Genomic DNA, 25,055 nt, shown 5'->3' with positions numbered 1-25,055 from the left:
CTTGATTAAACCGTTCTTCTCTATCCTTCTCGAAATTCATTTGGGGTCATCCTGTAGTGCTTTTTGAACATTTTGCTGAAATACTGCGGGTTCTGGTAGCCCAGTTCCGTCGTAATCTCATAGACTTTCTTGTTCGTATGCTTCAGCAGATACAGAGCACGTTCCATACGCATGCGGATGATATAATCCCCGAGTGCTTCTCCCGTCTCAGCTTTATAGATTTTGGACAGATATACCGGATGGAGATAGACTTGGTCGGCTATCGTCTTCACGGACAATTCATGGCCCGACGGACTTCCGACCAGTGCATGCACCTGTTTGATGATATAGCTTTTCGTGTATTGATCGCTCTCGGAGAGTTCTGCCTGAAGTCTATCCAGCAGCTCAAACGCCCATCCCTGAAGCCTCCCGCTGGAGGAACTAAGATCCTGTGCCAGCAGCGGGTCCAGGACAAGCTCGTCAATCTGATGCATGAACTGGCCGCTTTTGTGGGCAATGTACATAAATGCACTGGTGATGGACAGGAATACCTCATACAAATGTTCTCTGGAAAAAGAGGTGTGCTCCATGTCGCGAAACACATCCTCAAGCTTGCTGCGGACAGCTTCCCATTGCTTCGATTCCAGCAAATGAATCAGGGTGGGCGGCCGGTATAGGCTGTCCAGCGGTTTGAAAGCCAGCGGCTCCGGTGCATGCCGATCCTTGAGAAACACTACTGAACCGGAATCCACAGGCGAAGCCAACACCATGGACCCGAGTCCGCTGCGGTATGCGGCCGTCATTCCATCCGGAAAGACAAACCATTCTGTAACGGTCAGTGAGATCTCCCCCTTCAGATAGTTGCTGACCGCTCTCTGAAAACGCATAATTGCCTCTTGTAACCATTCATGACGTTTGGCTTCGTGATTGCCTGTCAATACAAGCTCGCGCCTAGTTTCATCATTCGGTTCCACGAGGAGCACCAGGCAATCATGAGGGGCTTTGCAGAACCACACACAGAAACGGCTGTGAAAGAGCTCTTCGGCAATGTTGCCGATGGCATATTCCATGAGAGAGATGGAACTAGGGTCCATCGTCAAGTAATGCCTTCCAAGCTGGATGAGCAGCAGCACAGCCTCGGCCCCGGGCTCAAAACCGATTTCATAGGCCCCCAGCTTCTGGGCAAGCGCCCGTTCAGACATTTGTTTCCCAAGCAGCAGATCGTGCATCAGCTTGCCGCGGAGCACACTGAAATCCCCTTTCCGGGTATACAGCAGCTGATGATACTTATCATGGGCTTCCCATTCATCCTTCAAAGACTCTATGGCAGTAGAGACACTCAACATGAATTCCTCTTCGCTTACCGGCTTTAGGATATAGTCGATGGCTTGAAGCTGGATCGCTTTCTTGGCATAGCCAAAGTCGGAATACCCCGTAAGGAGAATACAGCGGAGATTCGGCCAGCGGGCGGTTGCCGCCTCTATCAGCTGCAGCCCGTTCATCCCGGGCATGGAAATATCCGTAACGATAATATCAATCGATTGCCGCTCCAGAATCTCCAGCGCTTCCGTTGCAGAAGCGGCCTGGTATACCTCCCGCACCCCAAGCACCTCCCAGGGGATGGTTCGGGCCAGACTTTCGGTTACATAGGTTTCATCATCCACCAGCAGCAGTTCAATCATTCTTGTCCCTCCCTAAGTGCCTTCTCGGAAGGATCTGCGGGCAGCAGCCAGTACAGCGTGGCCTGCAGACCTCCCAGCGGTGATGGTGCGAAGGCAATGCCCGCCTCTTCACCAAAGCGCAGACGCATCCGTTGATGAACATTCCAGAGCCCGCAGCCCATCTCTTCATCCATTGCCCGGCCCAGCCTCTCCTCCAGCAAAGCGATCTCTTCCGGGGTCATGCCTTGCCCGTCATCCTCAACGGACAACATCATCTTTCTGCCCTCGCAGGTGCCTGTAATCCGGACCTGCCCTGCCCGTGCCACAGGCTCTATGCCATGCAGCACCGCATTCTCCACCAAGGGCTGAAGCATAAGCGGAGGGATGTCCACTCTGCGCATTTGCGGTGGAATATGGATGATGTACTTCAGGCGGCCCGTTCTCATGTTCTGAATCTCCAGGTAATGCGTCACGAACTCCACCTCTTCGGGAAGCGGGACCATCTCCCGCTCCTGCCGGGTGGTGTACCTGTAATAACGGGACAAATGATGGGACATCCCCACCACTGCTTTCATATTGTCCAGCTTGGCCATGCTTGTAATAAAAGAGAAACAATTGTAGAAAAAATGGGGATTGATCTGTGACTGCAGCTGCTTCAGCCTAGCCTCTCGCACATGGATCTTTTCCATCAGCACCTTTTCAATCAGTTCCTGCATCTGCTCCACCATACTGTTGAACCGGATCGAGAGGAAGCTGAACTCGTTTCTGCCCTTGATCCCCATACGGACCGAATAATCCCCCTGTTTGAGCTTTTGAAATCCGCCTACCAGTTGTCTGACGGGCACTTGCACCTGTACGTACAATAAATAGGCAGTAAGACAGCTCATTAGCAGCAAGGCGCTGACTGAGAAATAAAACAGCCGGTTGGAGGTATGGATGGGCTGCAGAATTTCAGACAGTGGCATATAGTCGATAAGGGTCCATCCCATCTTGGAGGAATAGACAATATTAACACTGTAGGATTTCTGCCCAATCTCCAGTGTCCGGTTCCCGCTTCCGGTCAGCTCTTTTGGTTCCAGCTGCTTCACCAGCTGCTCCACCAGAGCCCGGTCGGCACTGCGGTTATATATCAGCCCTGTACCCTGTTTATAATAGAACGGGTCTCTTCGGCCATCGCTCTTGAATTGATCCAGCATATCCTCAATATTCCGGCTGTCGAACTCCACTTTCATAATGGTCTCTGCCCTTCCGGGAGAGAACTGCGGCATAGAGGGTGTGTAGGAAAACCAGGAGAACAGGAAGCGCTCTTCGCCCTGATCCTTGATGGTATTCACCTGCCAGCCGGTTTTAACCTCATTCCTGAGCTCGTCGTCACTATACGGCAGCGCATCATTCTCCGTCACCATCCGGCGGACCGCAGGGGAATAAAGCGACAGCTTGCTGTTCCAATTGGAGGAGCTTTCCTGAATGCTGATTTTGGTCTGTATGCGCTTAACAAGCTGAATCGCCTTCAGATTCAAGTTTTCTTGTTCCGGTGCCATATCCTTCAGCGTCAAAATATCCGGATCGTGAATGAGCAGGATCGGCCAGGAGGACAGCAGCTCCATCTGGGACTCTACCTGATTCTGAAAAAAGCGGAGCTGGGTATTATTCGAGGTGTTCAGCTCACTGCGCAGCACATCGGTGGTCGTTTTGTTAGAGAAGAAATATAGAAGGGTGATCGGGATGAGCATAATGACCATAATCCCTACGATTTTGCTGAACAAGTTATATCTGTACATCGGTTTCACATCCCGTACCTGAGTCGATAGCTCTTATTGTACAAAGTTTATTCAGGGACGCAAAGGTAATCACTGGAATACACTTGTGTTCACAACCTTAGCGAAACTTTCCGGCAATGAATGCAGTCTATATTAACAGTTATTAACAAAAGGGGAGGGTGACCGCAATGAATCAAGCTCTAAAAACAACAATTCGCCTGGGAATGACGGCTTCTGTACTGATAGCTCTAACACTTCCGCTTACAGCTCACGCTGCCGACAAGGTCCAAGTATATGAGACTTATCAGGATGAAGTGAAGGGAATCGAGCTGTATTCTGTCAGCCAGTTAAATGGCGATCATTTTGATGCTGCAGTTATTGCCAGACAGGCGGATGGGAGCTATGCCAAATGGCAGGAGCCTTTCCATTCCTTTGTTCAGGATGGCAGCGGGCTGCTAAGGTTGTCGGGTTATGATGATCCGGAGCAAAGCTATGTATATGATGTAAAAAAAGAAACCATTATCCGCAAAACCCCCTACACGGTTTCTCCTGACGGCAAGTGGGGATACCTTGAACGCTCCCGTTATCTCTTCGTCCCGGGGGTTAAGCCTTATAGCGGTCACGTTGCCAAGATTCGGGACTATTACCTGAAAAACATGCAAACCCGTGCTGTCTCGATCTACAATTCCACCGAAAGAAGGTTTGACGCCTTCTGGCTGAATGGACATACCCTGCTGGAGAATGGCTATCTCGAGACGACGAAGCAGAATGTGATCAGGACCTATGATCCAGCCACTGGTGAGCGGAAAGAATTGCTGAAAGGCTCACTATATAACTGGAACCGGGCAAAAGGCATACTGCTATACGTCAAGAACGAGCCCCAGCGCCTGCCATGGATCTATGACCTGAAGACCGGCACCTCAAGACTGCTGGACGGCAATAGCGAAATGAAGGCTTTGTTCCCGTATACCACTCCCCCGCTGGTGTCGAAGCTTCCGCAGGAATTAGCAGTGAATGAATTGCCTGTTATCCAGGTACCGGTATTACAGGAGAATGAGTACTTCGTTAATGTGGATGGTACAAGTGTCGGAATTCCTGCGGCATTTGCCAAAGAGGGGGTAACCTGGCTACCCGTTAAGCCTCTGGCCGCTGCTCTTGGCTGGAATCTCCGGCTGCAGCCGCAAAAGTCATCCTATAAGGCAGCGGATTACCGGTATGAGCTGACTGGCAGCAGTGCAAGTCTAGTACTTACACCCTCGAACAGCTTCATCACCGGGGGCAGAATGTATTTGACCCGTGAACAGCTGAAGCTGTTGGGCTATAGCTCCATTGTTCTCACTCCAAATATGGACTACTGACAGCTAATCGCCAGCAGGTTGACTGATCATCTGACCCGGTCTGCTATCTCTGGTTATTCGATAAAAAAGAGGCCTCCCGCCATGTGGCTGGGAGGCCTCTTATTGTACATCAGTGCCCTGGGGTCACTCCCCTCAGGCGGTGCGCTTTGTTGTGGATAATTCAAGGCTTGCCGGTACCACCTGCCGGCTCTGCTGATTCGAGATGAAGAACAAGGCCGTCCAGATGAGCGCAAAGCCGGCAATTTGTGGCAATGTGACCAGCTGGTGGTAGACAATCCAGTTAATCAGGATACCCGTCATAGGAAAGCTGAGCTCGGCAAGCGTAGCAAAAGAGGCTTTGGTGGTGTTAAGGCCTTTGTAATAGAGCAGCATACTGAGCAGTCCGGGCAGCAGCGCCTGCAGCAGCAGATTGACCGCAATCGCTGACGATGCACCCAAGCCGCCATGGATCTGCCAAGGGGCCCCCTCCATACTCGTAATGACGAACAGCAAAGGCAGTGCCAGAATGAAGCGCAATGAAGTGACCGTTTCGTATTTCATCGAGCCCAGCAGATATCGTCCCATCACCGTAGATCCGCCCCATAAGGCGGCTGCTCCCAGCGCCATCAGACTGCTGACACCGATGAAGCTGTTCACATGGCCGAAAGGAATGGTCCAGCCGAAGGTCAGCAGATACGTTCCGGCCAGAGCTACGAAGATCAACGGCCCGAAATTTCTGGGCAGGCGCTCCTTCAGCATGACGGCGGCCAGGCCGATGGCGAACAGCGGCTGCAGCTTTTGCAGCAGAAGGACCGCATTCAGATCGCCTGTGGATAAGGCCTTGGTGAAGAGTATCGTAGCCACAGCCGAACCGCCCCAAGATACAATAAGCAGCGCAACAGCCTGGCGCAGACGGACCGACTTAAGCTCAGCGCGGTGGCGCCACAGCACAGGGGCTGCGGCCAAAAAGAGCACGACATGCTCCAGCAGCACAATCTGTGAAGAGGTCAGTGATTTGAGCAGAATAATGCGGAACAACGGATCAACGCCCCAAAGTGCAGCGCCCAGAACAACCAGCCAGAATCCGCTGCGCAGCGGCGCTGTGCGGACTCCTGAAGATGAAGCGGTAACTTGACTCATCATACATTCTCCTTGTCGATACAAACCCTCGATAAGAGACCAAAACCCCCGAAAACGTCTGAAAAGGACGTAATTCGGGGGTTGTTTAGGGCAAAGGCACAAGTAGAAGCGGCTACAACATCCTTAAAGGACGGTTCCCGTTTCAGCACCTGACATCTTTGTCTTATGATCCTCTCTCATCCGGACTTTACCGTCGGCTCTGGATTGTCACCAGATCAGTTCTTTCCTCAAAAACAGAGAAAAGAAGTCGCGGGCTTAGTTCGCTTTGAACAACACCGCCGGTCAGGAATTTCACCTTACCCCGAGAATCTTGTATTCCGTTATATTTTTCACAATTACAGGATAACGCCGTTTGCTCGTTTCGTCTAGCCCTTTATGAAAATATTCACATTTTTTTCATTAGGCACATCATTTCTGAAGCTCAGGCATCATCTCATTATTTGGAAGAAATAAGAATGTGAATCATATATACTGTAAATGTGTGCATTTTATACATATTTTGCTTCATGAAAGAGAGGCCGTTATGAAAAGACCTGTTGCTCTGAATCTGCTCTATTCTGTTCTTGTCCTGATTGCCCTGGCCTTTGCCGGATTTATCGGCTATTTCTTTGCTGCTTTAGCCCTTGGGCTGGCCTTTTACGCACCGCTTGTGGTGGTGGTTGCCTGCGGCCTGGCTCTTTATTTTGTGATGGCTATTTTTGATTTACTTTCCAGCCGGGTCCGGAACCTGTCTCTTGCTGTCTTCGCCGGACTTTGCCTGCTGGCCACAGCCGGTTATGAGCTGAACAAAGCTTACGTGAACAGCTTCGCTGTGGTGGATGACCATGAGGTAAATCTCAGTCAGTATAAACCGTTCGGTGTCAACAGCAAGGCCGCAGTTCTGGGTAAGTCCGCAACCTACCACATCAGTGACCAGCTTCCGCATCTGGACGGAGCAACGGCTCTGTATCCGCTCTATTCCGCTTTTGTGCAGGCGGTGTACCCGGAAGACAATTATGATCCCTATGAAATTAATGATGATGACATCATCCTGTGCTCCTCCACCGCCTTTGCCTACAAACGGCTGATTGCCGGAGACACTGACATTATTTTTGCCGCAGCCCCTTCTCTCGCCCAACAGAAAGAGGCCAAACGGGCGGGCAAAGAGCTTATGCTTACGCCGATCGGACGTGAAGCGTTTGTCTTTTTTGTCAACAAGCGCAATCCGGTGTCTTCCCTGAGTACCGAGCAAATCAAGGACATCTATGCCGGCAAACTGAAGAACTGGAAAGAGGTGGGCGGCAAAAATGACCGGATCCGTGCCTTTCAGCGGGATCAGGGCAGCGGCAGCCAGACAATGCTTGAGAAAATCATGGAGGACCGCAAACTGATGACTCCACCTCAGGAAGATGTAATGGATTTGATGAGCGGCATCATCAGTCAAACCTCAGATTACCGCAACTTCAAAAATGCGCTTGGCTTCAGTTTTTTGTTCTATGCGTCCGAGATGAACAAGAATGATCGCATCAAGCTGCTTGCCATCGATGGTGTGAAGCCTGACAAAGAGGGAATCCGGAGTGGAAAGTATCCAATGACCGCAGAATTCTATGCCGTAACCGCAGGCAGTGTGAATCCCAATGTAAAGCCGTTTCTGGACTGGATACAATCAGCAGAAGGACAGGAACTGGTGGAGAAGACAGGTTATACCTCATTAAAATAACAACAAGATGTTATTGCTCAAAGTGCTTTCTCGATGTCAAATAAAAAAGAAAGCACCGCCGTTTTCATCTGCTCCAAACCTGGTTGTTCTATCGGAAAATGCCCGGCGCCTTCTAAAATCACACATTCTTTTTTACCCTTTAACCGTTTATAAAAAGGTTCACTTAAGTTAAATGGCGTCATTGGATCTATTTCAGGATGAATAAGTAATATTGGACAAACATCAAAATTTTCGGGTTCAATCATGGATTTCATATTTAAGAAGCTTCTTAGAAATCGCAAAGTAACTTTTGTCCCGGCCGCTCGAGGATCTTTCATAATCAGTTGGGTCAATTCGAAATCATTTGTAATTAATTCCATTCTTGATACTTTTGTAACAGAAATTCGTAACGAATCCAAAACCAAAGGAAAAGCATCCATTGTGAATTTACCCAAACGACTAATCGCCTTATTCGGGGCAATTTGGTCACGAACTTTCGGGTTACTTGTATCCACAAAGGTTGTTACAATTAACCCTCTAACTTGATTGCTCTTTGAAGCCACATGATAAGCCAGCATGCCTCCAATGCTGGCCCCTAATAACACAATCGGTTTACCGTCCCGTTTGATTTCCTGTTCGATCAACTCTGTAAGTATTTCAATCCAATGTAGGTAATCCATAGATTGTAATGACTCAGTGTAGCTTAGTCCAAAAGGAGGGAGGTCAGGGGATACAACATCATATCCATGCTTTTGTAGCATCCGCGCATAGGGTGCCAATAATCTGCCATTCCCGCCTGCACCATGAATTAAAATAACTTTAATTTTTGAATCCGGAGCGTACATACGATCCAGATGGATACGACAATCGTTCCATTCCCACCACTCTTCAGACGGTAAGTTATTTTCTGCTATTCGCAGTTCCTCAGGAAAAAATTTCTGATATTGCTTCCAATATATTTCGGATTCATTGTATGTTAAACGATTAGTGGTAGTATTCATCTATTCGCCCGTCTTCTCGGAAAACACCTTCGGCCAATTAGCCTGTGCAGAAAATAACCGCCGCCGTTTCTCCGCATCCGGGTCCAGCACCACCTGCGTTTCCCCATCAAAAATAACAGTTGCCCGCGAGTCCGCTCTATACGGCGGCCATTCCAGGCCGGGAATCGATGGATCCCCCCGGTGTGCGAATGCCGTCCAGGTCTTCTGCATCGTTTCGGACAACTTTTGCATGTCTGGAGTCACCGTCAAGCCATATTGCTTCAGCAGATGCAGGTTGCCGAACACATACAGAATTTCGGCACCATGAACAGCCTTCTCCAGCAGCGGATGGCCCTGAACCGTCCAGTCAAACCGGTACATCCACACGGGTGCCGCCGCAGACTGGGTCTCCGCAAAGGCAATTGAACTGCCCCAGAAAAAGAGGTCCGTCAGGAGCTCCGCCTGCCCCTCCCAGGACTTCGGATAATCGACGGCAAGCTCCGCCAGATCGTCAATACCCATAAGCATTTCCAGTGCTTTGAGCGATTGCTCGAAGCTCTCCCCCGGACGTTCTTCCCGGAAAAACAGATTTCCCTCGTGCAGATTGGTACCGATCAGCAGCGGAATTCCTTGTGCCGACCCACCCGCTATAGCTTCAGCAGGATCAGCAGGCACCGTCATAGGCTCGATAACCGGCTGGAAAAACATGCTGAGCGCTTCACCGGACAGCTTGTAAGTCATCCGCGCCGCCGCTTCCAGGATCTGCTCCGCCGGAAGGTTATCCAATACCTCCAAATCACTGCCTGGAGTAAGCCCCAGCTCAGCCAGCAGAGCCGCTGCAATCTCTTGGCCCTGCTCCGGCTGCAACGTCTGCCCGGCCCCGCTCTCCATAATAGCCCCTGCGAACAGCCCCTGCGCGGCGGGCATTGCCAGCAGCGCAGCAATGCTCATGCTGCCCGCTGATTCTCCAAAGACGGTAACACGCTGTGGATCGCCACCGAAAGCGCTTATGTTGCCCTGTACCCACTTCAGGGCCGCAATCTGGTCCAGCAGACCCGCATTTGAAGCGAACTCACTGCTGAATGGGGACATATGTACGAATCCGAACGGCCCCAGCCGGTAATTTATAGTAACCAGAACAACCTTGCCGTTGCGGGCCATCCGGGTACCGTCGAACATCGGCTGACTGCCGGATCCGGTCACAAAGGTTCCCCCATGTATCCAGACCATCACCGGCAAGCTCTCCCCCGCTTCCGCAGGAGACCAGACATTCAGATATAGACAGTCTTCCGAGTAGTCCGGGGATGTACCGCCAAACCGTGTACTACTGGTGCTCACAGGCTGATGGCTTACCGGACTGAATGAAAGGGCCTCTCTGACGCTATCCCACGGCTGAGGCGGCTGAGGCGCGCGAAACCGCAGCTTCCCGACTGGAGGTGCAGCAAAAGGAATCCCGCGCCATACCTTCACACCCTCCTCTTCGGCTCCCAGCAGTTTTCCGTATAATGTTGTAACCAGTGGTGCTGTCATATCAATCTACCTCTTCCTGTTATTCCTTGTTATCTTCAATCTGTATATAGAGTCCGGAGCGGAAACGGAACCACTGGAAGACATGGGTAACGACCACTTTCAGTACGGCATATCCCGGTACGGCCAGAATGATTCCGAGCACACCGAACATTTTACCGGCAAAAATAATGACAAAAATGATGGTAATCGGATGTATCTTCAGCGACTTGCCCATGATCTGCGGAGAGATGAACTTGCCTTCGATCAATTGAACAGCCGTCCATACGAACAGCATTTTCAGCAGCATGAACGGAGACGTTACCAGCGCTACGATCAGGGCCGGAGTAATGGCAATTGCGGGTCCCAGATAAGGTACAACCGCTGTACAGGCAGCGACAATCGCCAGAACCAGCGAATATTCAAGCCCGATAATTAAATATCCGATGTAGAGCAAGGCGCCGATGCAGCAGCTGACAATAATCTGTCCCCGAATATAGGACGCCACCTGGCTGTTCATCTCTGACATGACCATGCGGGTCTGAGGCTGCAATGCCGTAGGAATAAATCTCATCAAATAATCCGGCAGCCTTTTGCCGTCGCGCAGCAGGTAGAATAGAATAAATGGGGTAGTTACCAGGGCAAGCACAATCTCCGTCAGCGCTCCTACAAAGTTGCCTACACCGTTCAACGCATTGTTCAGGAAAGAAGTGCCCCACGATGTGACTTTGCTTGTAAGGTCAGTGACATCCGTCCCCACATTCTCCTGAATCTGTCCAAATAGCTTGCTGCCGGTCAGGTTGATGAATTCCTGTTGGATCTGATCACTGTATTTAGGAAAATTATCAATCAGGCCTACCAGCTGGGTGCGGATCATCGGGATTACCGTAAGCAGGATCAGGGTTATAATTCCGCCGATGATCAGATACAGAATAACGATGCCATAAGGCCGTCTGATCTTGCTCCGCCGCTCTAACCGGTCCACCAGAGGGTTCAACAGATAGTAGGCAATCCCCGATAACAGCAGAGGTGCCGCCACGGTATGCAGCAAGACTGAAATCGGTTTAAAGATAAACGGGATTTTGGCAAATACCAGAATATTTACACCGATCAGCAGTACGATCAGCAGCGTTACCACAAATCGGTTATTCAGAAAAAACTTCTTGAACTTTTCCGGCCATACCTGCAGCCTCTCCATCACTCAAGCCCCCTTAACACAATTGCTTCATCCTATGTGTTTATTTGCACTTTGTATTAGCATAGTTAACACGGGGGGAGCAAGTCAAATTTCCTTTTAATCAAACTTGAGGTCAGTAATTTGGCCTGCGTTCATAAACCCGATCGACCTGTAGACTTTGTTAGAGTCCGGATTTTTGCCGTCCGCGTAGAGTACCGGTGTCAATTCTGCACTCAGAAGGTGCTCACAAAGGGCTGCAACCAGTGCGCTCGCATACCCTTGCTTGCGGTGACTTGCAGGGGTGTACACATCGTTAATGCGTGCATGTCTGGCCGAACGGTGCGTGATCTTTGCCATGGATACGGGGGTATGATCCGCCATCCACAGGTACAAGTCACCGGAGGCGGCATCTTCAGCAGCTATCGTCAAAAAATCCTCCGGCCGCAGCATCTCGCCAAAAGCATCCTTCATGAATCCGGTCAAAAATTCAGCAATCACGGGAACCTGTTCAGCCTTAGCTTTCTCCAGGTGTCCATGGACCTCGGCAGGCTTCCACACCTCCGGACAATGATATGCCTCCAGCATCATATTCGTATGATAGAGCTTACCCTTTCTGTTACAAAAAGCCTCCGCAAATGTCTTCGCAATCTCCGGCTGCGCAGAAATCCCGGGAAACTCATATAACTGCACCCGTTCTGCTAGCTGCTGCACAAGACGCTCCTGCTGTTCTCTCTCAAGCTCTCCGGACACCCACAGCCAGGGATTATGTCCCGGTGATTGTGTGAATATCAGCTTGCGGTCTGAAGTGGTCAGCCGGATCGCTGCAGGATATTCGGTAATCCGGTGGATTAGATTATACCGAACCTCCTCCTTCATGAACGCCTCACTTTGCAGCACTTCGTCTCCCGTCTCAAAGCTCTCAAACATTACCGTCCCCCCTTAAATTTCCTTTTCATTTCATCATAGACCTCCCTCCCGCAAAAATAAACAGCCCGCCGCCAATTTATTCTGGCAGCAGGCCTTTCCGTATCCTAGTAGTTTTTGTCAGGCTATCTAGCTTACCAGCTTCATCCGAAGCTTGTCCTTTCCGTCTCTTAAACCAGCGGGATCACAAGACTCCGGCCGCAATGAGATGTCATTCTGATCTCAGATCCGGTCAGTTGGATGCCGAGAAGCAGCAGCGGGTCAGTATCTCTTACAGATACATCGGCTTCTGTCCCATCTTCATTCCGGGGTTCTTCCATCCCAAGACTGCTCATCAGACACGGCTCCCCATAGAAAGCTGAGACCAGCCAGTGCGTGCCTGGAGCAATGCCCGCCAGCAGAGTCGGGATAGCCGTCCGCGGACGAAGGACATTGGTATTCGTATGCGGACGGATCATCACGGCTTCACGGTAGCCCGCTAGCCCCAATACTCCGCTTACACCATGACTGCTGACAGCTGTCACCGCGTATCCGTCAGCGGAGCGGAGCTCCTGAAATGCCGGCTCCAGGGCCACGGCATATCCGCCTTCTGCCGCATCCAAGGCCCGCCCCGTCTGCACGCGGTGAATGCGGATATGCCACGGAAGACCGGCAACCACCCAGGTCTGCACCTCCACATTCGCCCAAGGCTTCCAGCGGGAGTACAGGATATTGTCTTCAATCCGTGTCTCTATATTTTGCCGGCGTACCCGGTACAGATTATCCCCCGCCTCGCTAAGCGCCAGCGTGGAATCGAACGCGCCCTGGGCAATCCCCCATTCCGAGCGGGGCACACTGAAGCCAAAGGCCGTGGAATATACGAATTTCTCATACTTGGCAGAAGTGTGTGTATGCTCATTGGTCGAGAGATGACCGCTGTTGAAAGCTGCCACATGATCCGTCTCGGGCTGGCGGCAAATGACCAAATGTGCAGGCTGCTGTACAGCCAGCGTTTTCAGTTCAGGAAGCGGCAGCTCTTCAGACAGCCAAAAGGGGTGATTGTCCTCCAGCGCAAGCGGCATGAAGAACTTCAGAGACCAGTAAGGCGAGCCCGGTGAATTATAGTTCTCGGCCATCACCAGGTTCGGATAAGCATAGCCGATGGTCAGTACGCCCTCTTCATTCAGGATATCCTGCTTCAGCCACCAGCGCATGTTGCGCAGGATCAGTCCCTTGATCACCCCGTAGGGCATTGTCTCTACTTCAGCAAAAGCCAGCGCACCCCAGAAAGCAGACTGCGCAAACCGGTACGCCAGACTTCTTCCATACGGAAGAGCCGAGCCGTCCCCGGCAAACCAATGGATGAATTCTTCGGCGAACTTCCCGGAACGCTCTTTGAACACACGGGAACGCTCAGGATCTTCATCACCCATCAGCTTTGCGTACAACAGGCCGTAGAAGTGGATGGCAAACGGAACATAATAATCAATATGCCCGCCGATTCCATCGCTGTACCAGCCATCCGAGAGATAGAAATCATCAATCCGGCGCAGGTTGTTCTCGAGCTGCTGCCCGTCATAAGGCAGCCCGGCTGTGCGGAAGCCCAGATTCACCAGCACGTTGAAGAAGAGCCAATTGCAATCGTAGCAGGGATGTGCATTCATCTGATTCAGCCAGGCGTACAGATTGGCGCGCTCCTGGCCGTTCAGTGGAGTCCAGATCCGCTCCGGGATCATCGACAGCGCATAACCGAACGCCGCCATTTCCACAAGCCGCTGGTCATAGTCAGCGACCTCTCCCCAATATTCCTTATGTCCGGGATCAGTACCGTTCCTGATGCCATCCAGGATCAGTTCCCACATGTCATTCTCCCCGCCTCCGGCGAGAAAAGGCACAAATCCCCACAGCACCCGGGAAAAGCCCTCCATTTCCGCAATATCCGGACCATAATGGACTCCGGTTACGCCCAGCTTCACGCGGGCATGCCCATCGCTGTAGTGTGGCTTCAGCGGATGGGCAAGCTGCAGGAAGGCTTCCTGCAGGTCCGCTTTGGTGATCAGCGGATTAGCCTTTAGTTGCTCCAGCGAATTGGTTTTTGTCCGCTGCAGTTGGCTGCCCATCAATACCACTCCCTAACTGTTTCTTTTACTCCCAATAGTAAGGTCCCTTGCCCGTCAGCCGTGCCAGCCCTTCGACATAGAAGAAGTCCCCATAAATCAAGGGTACGTCAATATTCGTGCCAGCCGGGTAATTGCTTGTACCATGGAGAATCAGACCCTCCTCAGCCTCATTGTCCCAAGTGCCGTAATTGCGGTATAACGATTCCAATATCCGGACCGCAGGTTCCCGGTATACCGGCGCCTCGAGTTCGCCAAGCTTGTCTGCGAGGAGGAGCAGCCCGCTTGCGGCACAGGCTCCTGCCGAGGAATCCCGGAAGTTCCGTGCTTCACCGGCTGCGCGAAAATCCCAATGCGGCACATGATCCTCCGGCAGGCGCGCCAGGAAGAAATGGGCCACCTTCTGGGCCGTATGCAAGTATTCGGTTTTGCCGGTATGATGGTAAGCAAGCGCCAGGCCGTAGATGGCCCAAGCCGTTCCTCTGGACCAGGCAGACTCCGGCGCATAACCCTGACCGCCAATGCCTTCGATGAACTCCCCGCTCTCCGGATCGAAACGGACAATGTGATAGACTGAGCCGTCCGGGCGGATGAAATGCTTCACTACCGTATCCATATGCGCTTCAGCAATGTGACGGTAGCGCGGGTCTCCGGTCACCTCCGCCGCCCAGAAGAGCAGCGGCATGTTCATGGCACAATCAATAATTGCATAACCTCTGTTGTCTTCACCTTCATACCAGGGGTTCCAGGCGCGGATATAGCTGCCCTTCAGGTTGAAGCGGGCCGCCAGGTAATTCGCCGCCTTCAACGCTCTGATCCTGGAGACCTCATTGCCGAGAAGCTTGTAGGAAGCCACACTGGTTAAGGTCCACATGAAGCCCAAATCATGGTCCAGACGGACATACTCATTCAGCACTTGGTCCAGCTGTTCCTCGCATTGCTCGGCCAAAGCCCGCAAGGACTCATCCCTGCTGTCGTTATACAAAAGCCACAGCTGACCCGGCCAGAAGCCTGCCGTCCACCAGAACGGCTGCTCCAGTACATATTGTCCGCCCCGACTCGCATGAGGGAAGCCTGCGCCGATCCGCAAGCTGTTCTGCTGTGTCTTCTTCAGCGCCTGATGCCATGCTTCTTCTGCCCACGCATGTTTTGTTTCTGCTATCATCTTTAGCCACCGCCATTCATTCATTTGGAATTGATCATGTCTCCATGAACTGAAACTCGAATTCATAGCTTTCCTGCTTGCCTGGTTTCCCCGTGGTGTAGAAATCCATTCCGTACCAGGTCCTAGCCTCGCCAAAATGATCGCTGTAGACATGCTCCGAAATCTCTGGTCTGAGCGCACCGGTATTATAGAGGATACGCAAACCTTTTCCTCCCGTGCCCCGCAGCAGAACACTGCCCTCCTCCAGCACAGGCTGGCAGAAGGTCACTAGCCGTTCCATCAGCGCCGCCGGGGCTTCGGCAAACCGGAAATCGTCGGTCATCGTAAGTGCAGGAAGGATGTCTGCGGTCTGCCAACTGAACGACCGCGTCAGCCGTTCCAGCGGTCCGTACCCGTAAGCAGCGGTCAAATCCAGCTTCAGCACACTCTCATCCCCCCCTGCCTCAGCTTCCAGCACTTTGGCACAAGCCCCGGCTCCCGGCAGCTGTAGCTGCCCGTCAATAATAGGCACACTGTGCCCCTGAGAACCGTTACAATCATAGGTATACCGCTCTGCACCGAAATATCCTGCCGTGTACTCTCCGCTGCCGAGATCAGAGAGATAGACCGTATCATCCCCCAGCAGAATAAATTGGCCAAGATCATTATGATTGTGCGGCTCGTCGTTATTTCCGCCTTTGGCGGCGAAACCGAATACCCCGGCCGGAGTAATCTTCCGGGTAACCAGCCATTCCGCATCCGGTAAATAGCTGCTGCTGCTGGTCCACTCGCTCCGGCTGTCCACCGGACTACGCCAGATCAGGTTCCGCACCGCCGGTGCCCAGCGGCTGCAGTGGTCCTCCGTATATGAAGCCCTAATCGAAACAGGCGGCGATTCCACTTCAGAATAGATGGCGCCCAGATAGTGGCTGAGTCCCAAAGACACGCTGACTCTCTGCTGCGAATCGGAGAAGTTGGCCACGACATTGCCGCCAAGAAAACATTTCTGCTGGAATGCAGCGATGCTCTTCACCTTCTCCAGCCGGAACCAATCCAGTTCTCCCCGGCTTCTGCGGCGGAGCAGGTCAGCATAATATACGAAATAGCCAAAACCATAATTCCAGTAGCCCATCCCTTCCAGGCAGGCACCGTCTTCACCGAAGCCCTGCAGATAATACTCCATTGTCCCCTGTACCTTGAACAGGATATCCGCAAGCATCTCCGGGTCCTTCAGCATCAGCATCGCTGCCGCACCGACCGATCCCGAGCAGACCGCTGCCCAGTTATGCGTTGCCGTCTCCCAGTGATAAGGCCCGGAGTTCAGATAAGGTCCGAACAACCGTCTCTGTACCTCTTCTTTGATTCTCGTATGTAGTAGAACAGGAAGCCTGTCCCCAAGCAGACAGCTGATCTCACTCAGTGCAAAACCGGTTTCAGCCGAGAACAGATCAATCGTTTCCGGGATACCGCTATTGCCGGTATGGGCTGGCAGACACCATGTGTATTCGTTGCAGATGCTCCATATCATCTCGCAAACCGCATGGATATGGGTTTCCTGCTCCGGTTCCAGCAGAGACAGCAGTACTGACGTGTTCAGCATTCTCCTGCGCTCAAAATAGGGCCGTTCATACTCCAGTCTGGACCCGGTGCGGGCAAAAACTGTAAACAAATCATAGGTAAGCTCAGGTGCTTTTTCCCCTCTGAGCCTGTTCCCTTCTGCACGAATTTCTGCGACCTCCTCCGCATATAGCGGTGAATTCCTTACCGTAGACCAGAATCTGGCTGAATCCCCATTAGGATAATACAGTCGGGTATCGGCTGGCTCCATATTCTGTACGGTTGCAAGCAGTTCGGATCTTAGCATCTTATGTCGCCTCTCTCTACGATACATGGCTACCCACGGTATTCAACGGGCGTTACTCCTGCATGCACCTTAAAAGTCTTGATAAAATAGCTCTGGTTGTCATATCCCAGTTGTTCACAGATCTCGCCAACTGTAGAATTTGTTCCATCCAGCAGTTCCTTGGCTCTTTCCATTTTTAGTTTTGTTACATATTCAATAAAAGTAGTGCCTGTCTCCTTCTTGAACAGCCTGCTAAAATAGCTGGCGTTCAAATGGAGATGATCTGCTACCTCATCCAGACTGATCCGTGTTCCCAGGCGAAGGGAAACATATTGACAGGCCTCGGTGACTTCGGTCCTTTTGCTGCCCCCGGCGCCAGCCCCCTTCGCCGCAACAATGGATTCCAGATGATTATCCAGCCATTCCCGCAGGGATGGCAGTGAATCGATATCCACGATCTCTTTGTGCAGCGTATCCGCCGAATATGCTGGACGGATGAACTGGAGGGAGTGCAGCTTCAGCTTCAGGTCGAGCAGCAGCTTCAGCGTCCAGTCCTTGACCGTCTCCGGAGGATACCGCTCTTCCCGGATCAATGAGATCCACTTGTCGGACACGGTACGCGCCTGCTGTGCATTCCTGCCCAGCAGTACCTCCCGCAGCTCCGCGGCAGCCTGATCATAATGTGCAAACAAATTGCTCACCGCGGGGGTGCTATTGGCAGACTTACGCGGAACGGTATCCCCTGGCATCAGATAAAAACGCTGCTCTTCGGCGTTCAGCAGCCCATTCAACTGCTGCTTAAGTCCTTCCGGTGTTCCGGTGCCCTCTCCGGTAATGAAGGACATGCGGACCTTCAGTACCTTCGACAGGGTAGACTGGAGAATCTTCAGCCCGGCTGCGGCTTCCGCATAAATATTACCCTGCAGACCAGGCCGGTAGGAGAACAGCAGGAACGAAGATTTGACATTGTAGCCAATATAAAGTCCGCGCGGCTTCATCCCGTCCAGCACTTCATTCATCACATTACTCACAGCAAAATGCAGCGTCTGATCTGAGGAGAAACGGTATTTCACATGCCGGTAATCCTCCAGGTAGGCAATAACAGGCAGACAGAATTCCCCCGGCTGGAACAGTCCGTATTCAGCAGCCTCAGCCAGCCATGTCTCCGGTGACAGCAGCGGCTGATGGATGAAATTCTTGATGCTCCGCTCCTTGCGCAGCTCCTTAGTCTCTCCGAACAGCTGCCGGATGCGGGAGGTCTCCCAGCCTGCGCGGTTCTCTTCATCCATGGATTCCTTGAATCTGCACAGCAACTGCACAAGATCCTCCGGGTCCAGCGCATCTTTTAGCAAATAATCCTGCACATTGAGGCGCATCGCCTGCTGGGCGTATTGAAATTCATTGTGGCAGGATAAAATCGCGATCCGCACACCCGGCCTCAGCTCCTTGATACGGGCGGACAGCTCAAGTCCATTCATTCGCGGCATGCCGATATCTGTAATCAGAATATCTGGTATCTCCTGCTGTGCATGCTCCCAGGCACTCTCTCCGTTCTCATGCGTACCCATCAGGCGTAAGCCAAGCTCCCCCCAGCAGATACTCTCGGACAACAGCTCGATCACCGGATAATCGTCATCCACGAGCATCACCTTATACATCCCGTATCTCCTCCCTGTGCGGAATATGCATCTCTATCGTGGTCCCGCTGCCGATTTCACTGCGAACATTGATGACAAAATCCTCACCGAACAGCATCCGCATCCGTTCCACTACATTGGACATACCCATCCCGGAGAAAGAACCTTTGGGCTCTTCGTGACCGGAGCTCATCTCCGTTCCTGCGGACTGCATCCGTCCTGCTATACTCTCTAGCCTGACTTCATTCATCCCTAGGCCGTTGTCGGTTACAGACAGGACCGTATAGCTCTCCTCCACATCCGCACGGATGCTGATCACCCCCGGCTGCTGGCTGAGCCCATGAATGAGCGCGTTCTCAACCAGCGGCTGAAGGAAAAAGCGCGGGACCTTAATCAGAAACGCCCTGGGATCAATATCCAGCTGTACCCGGGCCTCCTCCTTCTGGCGCAGATTCATCAGGCTGACATAGTGGGAGACCAGATCAATCTCTTCATGCAGAAAAATCTCATCCTCTTCACGGCTGATCGTCATCCGCAGCAGCATGGACAGGGAGCTGATCATTTTGGCGCTCTCCGGATCACCTCGCTTCATGACCTTCATACGGATCGAGTTCAGCACATTGAACAAAAAATGAGGGTTGATCTGAGCCTGGAGCATTTTCAGCTCCGCTTTTCGTTTACGGGCCTGGGTGTCAGAGACTTCTGCGATCATTTCCTTGACCCGGTCCAGCATCTGGTCGAACATCAGCCCCAGCCGCCCGATTTCATCATTACCCCGGACTCCGGAGCGTACCAGCAGGTTCCCGCGCTGCACTGCAGTTGTTACTTTGCCGAGCCTTACCAGCGGTTTCGTAAAGGCACGGACCAGAGTAATGAGCAGCAGCAGGAAGACGAAGAAGGAGATCAGCTGGATGACAAACACACGATTAAATATAGAACTGATATCTACGATGCTCTCCTTGTAAGGCTGCATCAGTACCAGCCGCCAGCCGTTGAAGGACAGCTGCTGCTGAACAACAAGATAGCGCTCCCCGGCAATGGCAACGACCTCTGAAGCCTGCAAAGAATTCACGGCGTTCACATACGGAAACGGTTTGCCAATACTCTCCGGATCTCCCCCGGAGACAATATGGTTCTCTCCATCCAGCAGAACCACTTTCTGTCCTGCCGACAGATTGCCGAAAATATCATGAAGCTGATCCTCCATAATGGTCACAACGGCATACCCATAGATCTCGGTGCTATCGAGGCGCAGCGTTCGGGCCACCGTCACCTGATACGGATGATCAAACTTGTCGTAGGCCAATTCAGTGGGCTCTACACCCGCCCAGTAGGACTCCAGCCCCTTCAGCTCTGTCATCTTGCGGAACCAGGGCTTCTTCTTCAACTCGAGCGGATTGTAATCGCTAACAGAATAATTCATATAATATTTATCGTTGGTCAGCAGAATTGTTACATAACTGTTCTGACCAACAACAGTAAGGGTATCCAGCTGTTCGAGCACACGGTTCTGATCCATAAACCTCTGATATTCGTTACCGCTTACATTATTGGCTGCAGCAAGCTTGAAATACGCTTTCAAACCGGGATTGGTCTGGACATAATTGGCGATGGTCAGCATCCCTTTCAGGCTGTTCGTCACTGAGCCGTTCACCAGCTGTAAGGAATCTTCTGCATTTGCAATAGCTTGCCGTTTGACGGCCTCCTGGGTTAATGAATTGTAGATCAGCAGTGTGAGCGCGGCAGGAACCAGAATACAGGCAATGGATGCGACAATCAGCTTATGACGGATCGATTTGGGGGCGAGCTCCCTGAGTCTGCTGATCATAGCGGTGTCCCCCTTCAATAAGTACCCCTGAAACAAGCAGAAACGGCTTGGCCCTCCAGCGAAAAAGGACTTCCGTTTCTGCGGGAAATATATTCTCATCTTGTATACATTCTATGAAATGATTATAGCAAATTATTTTTTATTGGCTGCAATTATTTTATTCACACGGTCTTGGGAATTCTTGATGGTTGTATCCACATCCTGATCCCCGAGGATCATCTTCTCATACTCCTCGTTAATGGCTTTGTACACCTCTGCCTGGTACGTAGCCGGCGGAATGATCGCCGATGCTTTGGAAGCCACAAGCGTGTCAACGAGAGATTTCTTGTCAACCTTCTCCGGATTCTTGGTACCGGCCAGGATCGTATCAATAATCCCCTCCACCTGATCGCTCGTTACCTTGCTCCAGGCCGGAATGTTCTTGCCTTGGACAAGCTGGCCTTCGGTTGTATACCAGCGGACAAATTTATAGGCCGCTTCCTTGTTTTTGGATTTGGCGGCAACGGACACATAGTCCGTAGTCACCGGTGTCAGACCCTTTTCATCAGCAGCATTGTTCTTAGGAAATGGGGCTACGGCTACATTAAAGTTCAAAGGCACCTTTTCTGTACCGCCGATTTCCGTGTTCATCCAGCTTCCGATTAGAATCATGCTGGCAGACTGGTTGAAGAACTGGGTGCGGTAAGCCAGCTTCTGGGAGATCATGTCCGAATAAGGAACGGAAGACTTATCTTCCTTTTCCATTCTCATTCTCAGCTCAAGCGTCGCCTTGAAGTTCGGATCATCCAGATCGGAGGTTCCGTCCGCCTTCAGAAACTCGGAGTTCTGCGGCTGGTTCTCCATCTTCAGCTTCAGGAATTCCATCCAGCCACCTGCCTGCGGACCGTGGAAGTATGCCCCGTAACGCTTCTCTGCTCCTTCGCCCTTCGTCAGCTTCTGGGCATAGTCGGCAAAATCATCCCAAGTCCAGTCAGTAGGCACGGCAAGTCCTGCTTCATCCAGATTATCCTTGTTCAACAGCACGTACCATGGATTGAATTTGCCCGGCAGCGCATAGACCTTGCCATCCAAATGGGTATCCACTTTATAATCTTCTTCTACCTTGAAGCCGTCCTTGGCGATATACTCGTCCAACGGTTCCGCCATCCCCAGCGCAATCCGCTGGGCATATCCCGCTGCGTCACTGAACATCAGGATATCCATCGGCGCGGAGGAGGCCGCCTCCAGATCCAGCTTTTTGAAGGCTTCTTGGGTATCGCCCTTTTCACTCAGCTGCACCAGTTCAATGGTCACACCCGGATTGGCCGCTTCATAGGCTTCTAGTGTGTGCTTCCAGTTGTACGCCTCCTCTGTCCCATAAGTGTAGAGCCGCAGGTTGGTTTTCTCTGTATTGCCGGCTGCGGCTCCGTTCGTTGCTTTGCCCGCATCTGTGTTCGCCCCGCCATTTGTACTATTATTGCTGTTATTCCCGCCGCAGCCCGCCAGCAGGCTTAACAGCAGAACCCCTGCAATCGCCCCGGACCAACCTTTTCTTTTCACCATCATTGAACCCTCCCTGGATAATATCAGTGACTCACAAATGAATTATAGAATACGCTTACATTTGGCACATGAAACAATATTTACTTTTATTGAATTATTTTTACTTCTATTAACCTTTTACACCGCCAAGTGCGATGCCCTCAATGACATTCTTTTGTCCCAGGATAAAGATGATAATCAAAGGCAGGATGGCAGACACCGCTGCCGCCATAATCAGGGAGTAGAACTCTCCGCTCATGGAAGTGAACTTCTGGATTGCTATCGGCAGAGTCAGCAATTTGTCGCTCCGGATGAAGATCAGCGGATTCTGATAATCGTTCCAGGTCCAGATGAACCGGAGGATCGCATACGTGGCGACCGCAGGCTTCACCAGAGGCAAGGCGATGGACCAGAAAATGCGCGGATGTCCGGCACCATCGATTTTGGCCGATTCAATAAACTCCTGGTGGAGACCCATAAAAAACTGACGCAGCATAAATGTCCCGAGCACACTGAAGGTTCCGAGCAGCACCAGACCCAAATGGCTGTCGAACAGCCCGATGTTGCGGTAAATAATAAACTGTGGAATCAGGATTGCCTGCCCTGGAATCATGTATGTTACCAGCACAATCATGAACAGGAAATTGCTGGCCCGGAACTTGATTTTGGAGAACCCATAAGCCGCCATGGCCGAGATTAGACAGGATGCCGCAGTAGTTATCACCGCAACCTTGATCGAATTCCAGTAGTATAAAGTGAACGGATAATCACCAAACCAGACCGCTTTGTAGTTCTCAACCGCATTCCATTCCTTCGGAAGCCACTGGATGGGATACGCAAATACTTCCGACTCCACCTTGAACGAGGTGACCAGCATCCATACAAAAGGCAGCAGGAACAGCACACTTCCGGCAAACATGACCACCGTAACTATGATTTTCAACCCATCGACGCCCGGACGTTTTTCCATATGCTTAACCCTCACTTCTCTGTCTAGTAATTGACCCATTTCTTCTCTGCCAGCCACTGCCCGAACGTAATCAGCATGACGAACAGGAACAACACGACGGCAATCGCTGAAGCGTAGCCAACCTTAAGATTGACAAAAGCTGTATCATACAAGTACCAGACCATCATCGTCGTAGAGCCAATCGGGCCGCCCTGGGTCAGCACCGCGATCACATCAAACACTTTAAACGTAGCAATGATGCCGGTTACAAGCAGGAAGAAGGTCGTGGGCGACAATAGCGGAAAGGTAATCCGTCTGAATTTGGTCCAGGCGTTAGCTCCATCAATTTCGGCAGCCTCGTACAGATCCTTCGGAATGGACTGGAGTCCGGCGATGTAGATAATCATGTTGAAGCCGATGGAGATCCAGACCGAAATCATCATAATGGAGATCAGGGCAAAATGCGGATCGGCAATCCACTTCGGCGGATCAGCAATCCCGATAGCCTTCAGCATTTCGTTAATCGGGCCGTACGAAGGCTGGAACAGTACCTGCCATACAATGGCTACGGCGACGGTCATCGATACATAAGGGACGAAGTAAGCGATTTTAAAATAACCCTTCATATACACGTAGCGGTCGATCAATATCGCCAGTACCATGGATACCAGCAAATACACCGGTACTGTCAGCAGAAAGATAAAGTTGTTGCGCACCGAGCGGATAAACATGTCGTCCTGCAGCAGATTGCTGAAGTTCTGCAGCCCTACCCAGCGGATACCGTCAAAGCCTTGCACAAAATTCCAGTCAGCAAAGCCTAGCACCAGTGTGGCAATGATCGGTATCAGCACCAGAATCGTTACCCCGATCAGCATCGGGCTTACAAAGAGCAGCCCCGACAGCGTTTCTCCCTTTTGCAGCGACCAGCCTTTGCGATTGCGCACAGCCGGCGGCTTTTGCGTTAAAGTCTCCATAATTTGCCCCATGTCTCACACCTCAATGGTTTTGTTATAGGTCAATCCCTTTTCTCTGTTCTCATTATAAAAAAAATACCGTCAGCGCTTTGACGGTATTTTGATCTTATTCAGTATAATTTTTACTTCTTCTTTTTACCCTTGGCACCCTTGTCTGTCCGGGCCTTCAGCCCGCCATCGTAGGTATAGAGGATATGATCCTCCAGTTGTTCCCCTTGGAGCACCTTCCGCACCAGCTTTTTGCCCGCCTTGGGCGTCATCTCCCTATACCAGACTCCCTCCGGGTATGAGATCACTATACAGGCGTCCGAGCATCTTCCGTTACACTCGGTTACTGTGGTATGTATCTTACTTGCCGCTCCCTGTTTCTCAATTTCATCCTCAATGGCATCAGCCACTTCTTCGCCTTTATTCTTTCTGCAGCTGCTGCCGCCGCAGATCAGCAAATGATTAACCGTTCCTTGCAGATTCCAGGTCGTCATTAAATATATACCCCCTTTTGAACACTAATACCCCGCATAAGGATCATTCTAAACTCTAGCCATTCACCGGATGCCCGTCAATAGCGTACAATCGGTTTCCTGGAGTGCGGAGGACAAAGTCTTGGTTACCAGCCTCATTAGATGGGGATAATATCTTTTGCTTGCCGGGTCCTCAAGGCCATTACAAAAAAGAAAAGGAGAACAAACCAAATGAAAATTCTGTATATTTACGCCGTACTTGGCTTATTGGGCTTGACTATATCAATATCCGTGGATTGGTTAACCGGAACCCCATTCTCCATGTCGTTCAGCTTTCTTACCTCGATCTTCAACACCACTACCTTCGAGGAGCTGACCGTGATCATTATATTCTTCTTACTTCCGTTTATCCAACTAGGGATGGATGCTTACAACAGGAAAAAGAAACCCGGCCATTGAG

General features: G+C 51.4%; 19 protein-coding genes and 1 riboswitch. Of the genes, 3 read left to right on the top strand and 16 right to left on the bottom strand.

All coding sequences use genetic code 11. The annotated features are described in order from the left end of the window. Nucleotides 1-20: 20 nt before the first annotated feature. Together A3844_RS12125 and A3844_RS12120 are read right to left on the bottom strand one after the other, a co-directional pair. Entirely contained in the window at nt 21-1,661 is a 1,641-nt protein-coding gene (locus tag A3844_RS12125; protein ID WP_074107528.1) for a response regulator, read from the bottom strand. Beyond that, the gene (locus tag A3844_RS12120) at nt 1,658-3,421 is read right to left on the bottom strand and encodes a sensor histidine kinase (RefSeq protein ID WP_074107527.1); all 1,764 of its coding nucleotides are present in this window, start codon (nt 3,419-3,421) and stop codon (nt 1,658-1,660) included. Before A3844_RS12120 ends, A3844_RS12125 begins: the two co-directional genes overlap by 4 nt. Nucleotides 3,422-3,588: 167 nt before the next feature. Between A3844_RS12120 and A3844_RS12115 the strand changes: the two genes are divergently transcribed. Then, nucleotides 3,589-4,758, top strand: a complete 1,170-nt coding sequence (locus A3844_RS12115) for a hypothetical protein (RefSeq protein WP_074107526.1) — start codon at nt 3,589-3,591, stop codon at nt 4,756-4,758. A gap of 132 nt (nt 4,759-4,890) precedes the next feature. Here the strand turns inward: A3844_RS12115 and A3844_RS12110 are convergent, their stop codons facing one another. Further along, nucleotides 4,891-5,877 (bottom strand): DMT family transporter, encoded by a 987-nt coding sequence (locus A3844_RS12110; protein ID WP_074107525.1) that lies wholly within the window; start codon nt 5,875-5,877, stop codon nt 4,891-4,893. A 164-nt stretch (nt 5,878-6,041) separates the two neighbouring features. After that, nucleotides 6,042-6,190, bottom strand: a riboswitch (FMN riboswitch). Between the two features lie 210 nt (nt 6,191-6,400). On the opposite strand from A3844_RS12110, the gene A3844_RS12105 reads away from it, so the two are divergent. Then, nucleotides 6,401-7,576: a PstS family phosphate ABC transporter substrate-binding protein gene (locus A3844_RS12105; protein WP_074087549.1), complete on the top strand. Its 1,176-nt coding sequence runs from the start codon at nt 6,401-6,403 to the stop codon at nt 7,574-7,576. A gap of 17 nt (nt 7,577-7,593) precedes the next feature. Here A3844_RS12105 and A3844_RS12100 read toward each other — a convergent pair whose 3' ends face one another. The 13 genes from A3844_RS12100 to A3844_RS12040 all read right to left on the bottom strand — a co-directional run bounded on the left by A3844_RS12100 (nt 7,594) and on the right by A3844_RS12040 (nt 24,616). Then, nucleotides 7,594-8,556 (bottom strand): alpha/beta hydrolase, encoded by a 963-nt coding sequence (locus A3844_RS12100; protein ID WP_074107524.1) that lies wholly within the window; start codon nt 8,554-8,556, stop codon nt 7,594-7,596. Next, the gene (locus A3844_RS12095; RefSeq protein ID WP_074107523.1) at nt 8,557-10,065 is read right to left on the bottom strand and encodes a carboxylesterase/lipase family protein; all 1,509 of its coding nucleotides are present in this window, start codon (nt 10,063-10,065) and stop codon (nt 8,557-8,559) included. Nucleotides 10,066-10,084: 19 nt separating this feature from the next. Next, entirely contained in the window at nt 10,085-11,239 is a 1,155-nt protein-coding gene (locus tag A3844_RS12090; RefSeq protein WP_074107522.1) for an AI-2E family transporter, read from the bottom strand. A 96-nt stretch (nt 11,240-11,335) separates the two neighbouring features. Then, nucleotides 11,336-12,145 carry a GNAT family N-acetyltransferase gene (locus A3844_RS12085; RefSeq protein ID WP_074087545.1) on the bottom strand — a complete coding sequence of 270 codons (810 nt, stop codon included), beginning with the start codon at nt 12,143-12,145 and terminating at the stop codon, nt 11,336-11,338. A gap of 167 nt (nt 12,146-12,312) precedes the next feature. Continuing rightward, nucleotides 12,313-14,241 carry a DUF2264 domain-containing protein gene (locus A3844_RS12080; RefSeq protein WP_074107521.1) on the bottom strand — a complete coding sequence of 643 codons (1,929 nt, stop codon included), beginning with the start codon at nt 14,239-14,241 and terminating at the stop codon, nt 12,313-12,315. Between the two features lie 25 nt (nt 14,242-14,266). Beyond that, on the bottom strand, nt 14,267-15,403 hold the full coding sequence (locus A3844_RS12075) for a glycoside hydrolase family 88 protein (protein WP_074107616.1): 1,137 nt from the start codon (nt 15,401-15,403) through the stop codon (nt 14,267-14,269). Nucleotides 15,404-15,437: 34 nt separating this feature from the next. Further along, the gene (locus tag A3844_RS12070) at nt 15,438-17,246 is read right to left on the bottom strand and encodes a heparinase II/III family protein (RefSeq protein WP_074107520.1); all 1,809 of its coding nucleotides are present in this window, start codon (nt 17,244-17,246) and stop codon (nt 15,438-15,440) included. A 29-nt stretch (nt 17,247-17,275) separates the two neighbouring features. Then, the gene (locus A3844_RS12065) at nt 17,276-18,883 is read right to left on the bottom strand and encodes a response regulator transcription factor (RefSeq protein WP_074107519.1); all 1,608 of its coding nucleotides are present in this window, start codon (nt 18,881-18,883) and stop codon (nt 17,276-17,278) included. Beyond that, nucleotides 18,876-20,690, bottom strand: coding sequence for a cache domain-containing sensor histidine kinase (locus A3844_RS12060; protein ID WP_074107518.1), 1,815 nt, complete (start codon nt 20,688-20,690; stop codon nt 18,876-18,878). The genes A3844_RS12065 and A3844_RS12060 overlap by 8 nt, the downstream gene beginning before the upstream one ends. Before the next feature lie 132 nt (nt 20,691-20,822). Then, nucleotides 20,823-22,232 carry an ABC transporter substrate-binding protein gene (locus A3844_RS12055; RefSeq protein ID WP_074107517.1) on the bottom strand — a complete coding sequence of 470 codons (1,410 nt, stop codon included), beginning with the start codon at nt 22,230-22,232 and terminating at the stop codon, nt 20,823-20,825. A 109-nt stretch (nt 22,233-22,341) separates the two neighbouring features. After that, the gene (locus A3844_RS12050) at nt 22,342-23,181 is read right to left on the bottom strand and encodes a carbohydrate ABC transporter permease (protein WP_074087539.1); all 840 of its coding nucleotides are present in this window, start codon (nt 23,179-23,181) and stop codon (nt 22,342-22,344) included. 23 nt (nt 23,182-23,204) lie between these two features. After that, nucleotides 23,205-24,146, bottom strand: a complete 942-nt coding sequence (locus A3844_RS12045) for a carbohydrate ABC transporter permease (protein ID WP_074087538.1) — start codon at nt 24,144-24,146, stop codon at nt 23,205-23,207. A 110-nt stretch (nt 24,147-24,256) separates the two neighbouring features. Continuing rightward, nucleotides 24,257-24,616, bottom strand: coding sequence for a (2Fe-2S) ferredoxin domain-containing protein (locus A3844_RS12040; protein WP_074107516.1), 360 nt, complete (start codon nt 24,614-24,616; stop codon nt 24,257-24,259). 210 nt (nt 24,617-24,826) lie between these two features. Between A3844_RS12040 and A3844_RS12035 the strand changes: the two genes are divergently transcribed. After that, on the top strand, nt 24,827-25,054 hold the full coding sequence (locus A3844_RS12035) for a YczF family membrane protein (protein ID WP_074102428.1): 228 nt from the start codon (nt 24,827-24,829) through the stop codon (nt 25,052-25,054). The last annotated feature ends 1 nt before the right edge of the window (nt 25,055 follow it).

This window comes from Paenibacillus helianthi (genome assembly GCF_001909055.1).
Classification (GTDB): domain Bacteria; phylum Bacillota; class Bacilli; order Paenibacillales; family Paenibacillaceae; genus Paenibacillus_AQ; species Paenibacillus_AQ helianthi.
This window is presented reverse-complemented; position numbering and strand designations above follow the sequence as displayed.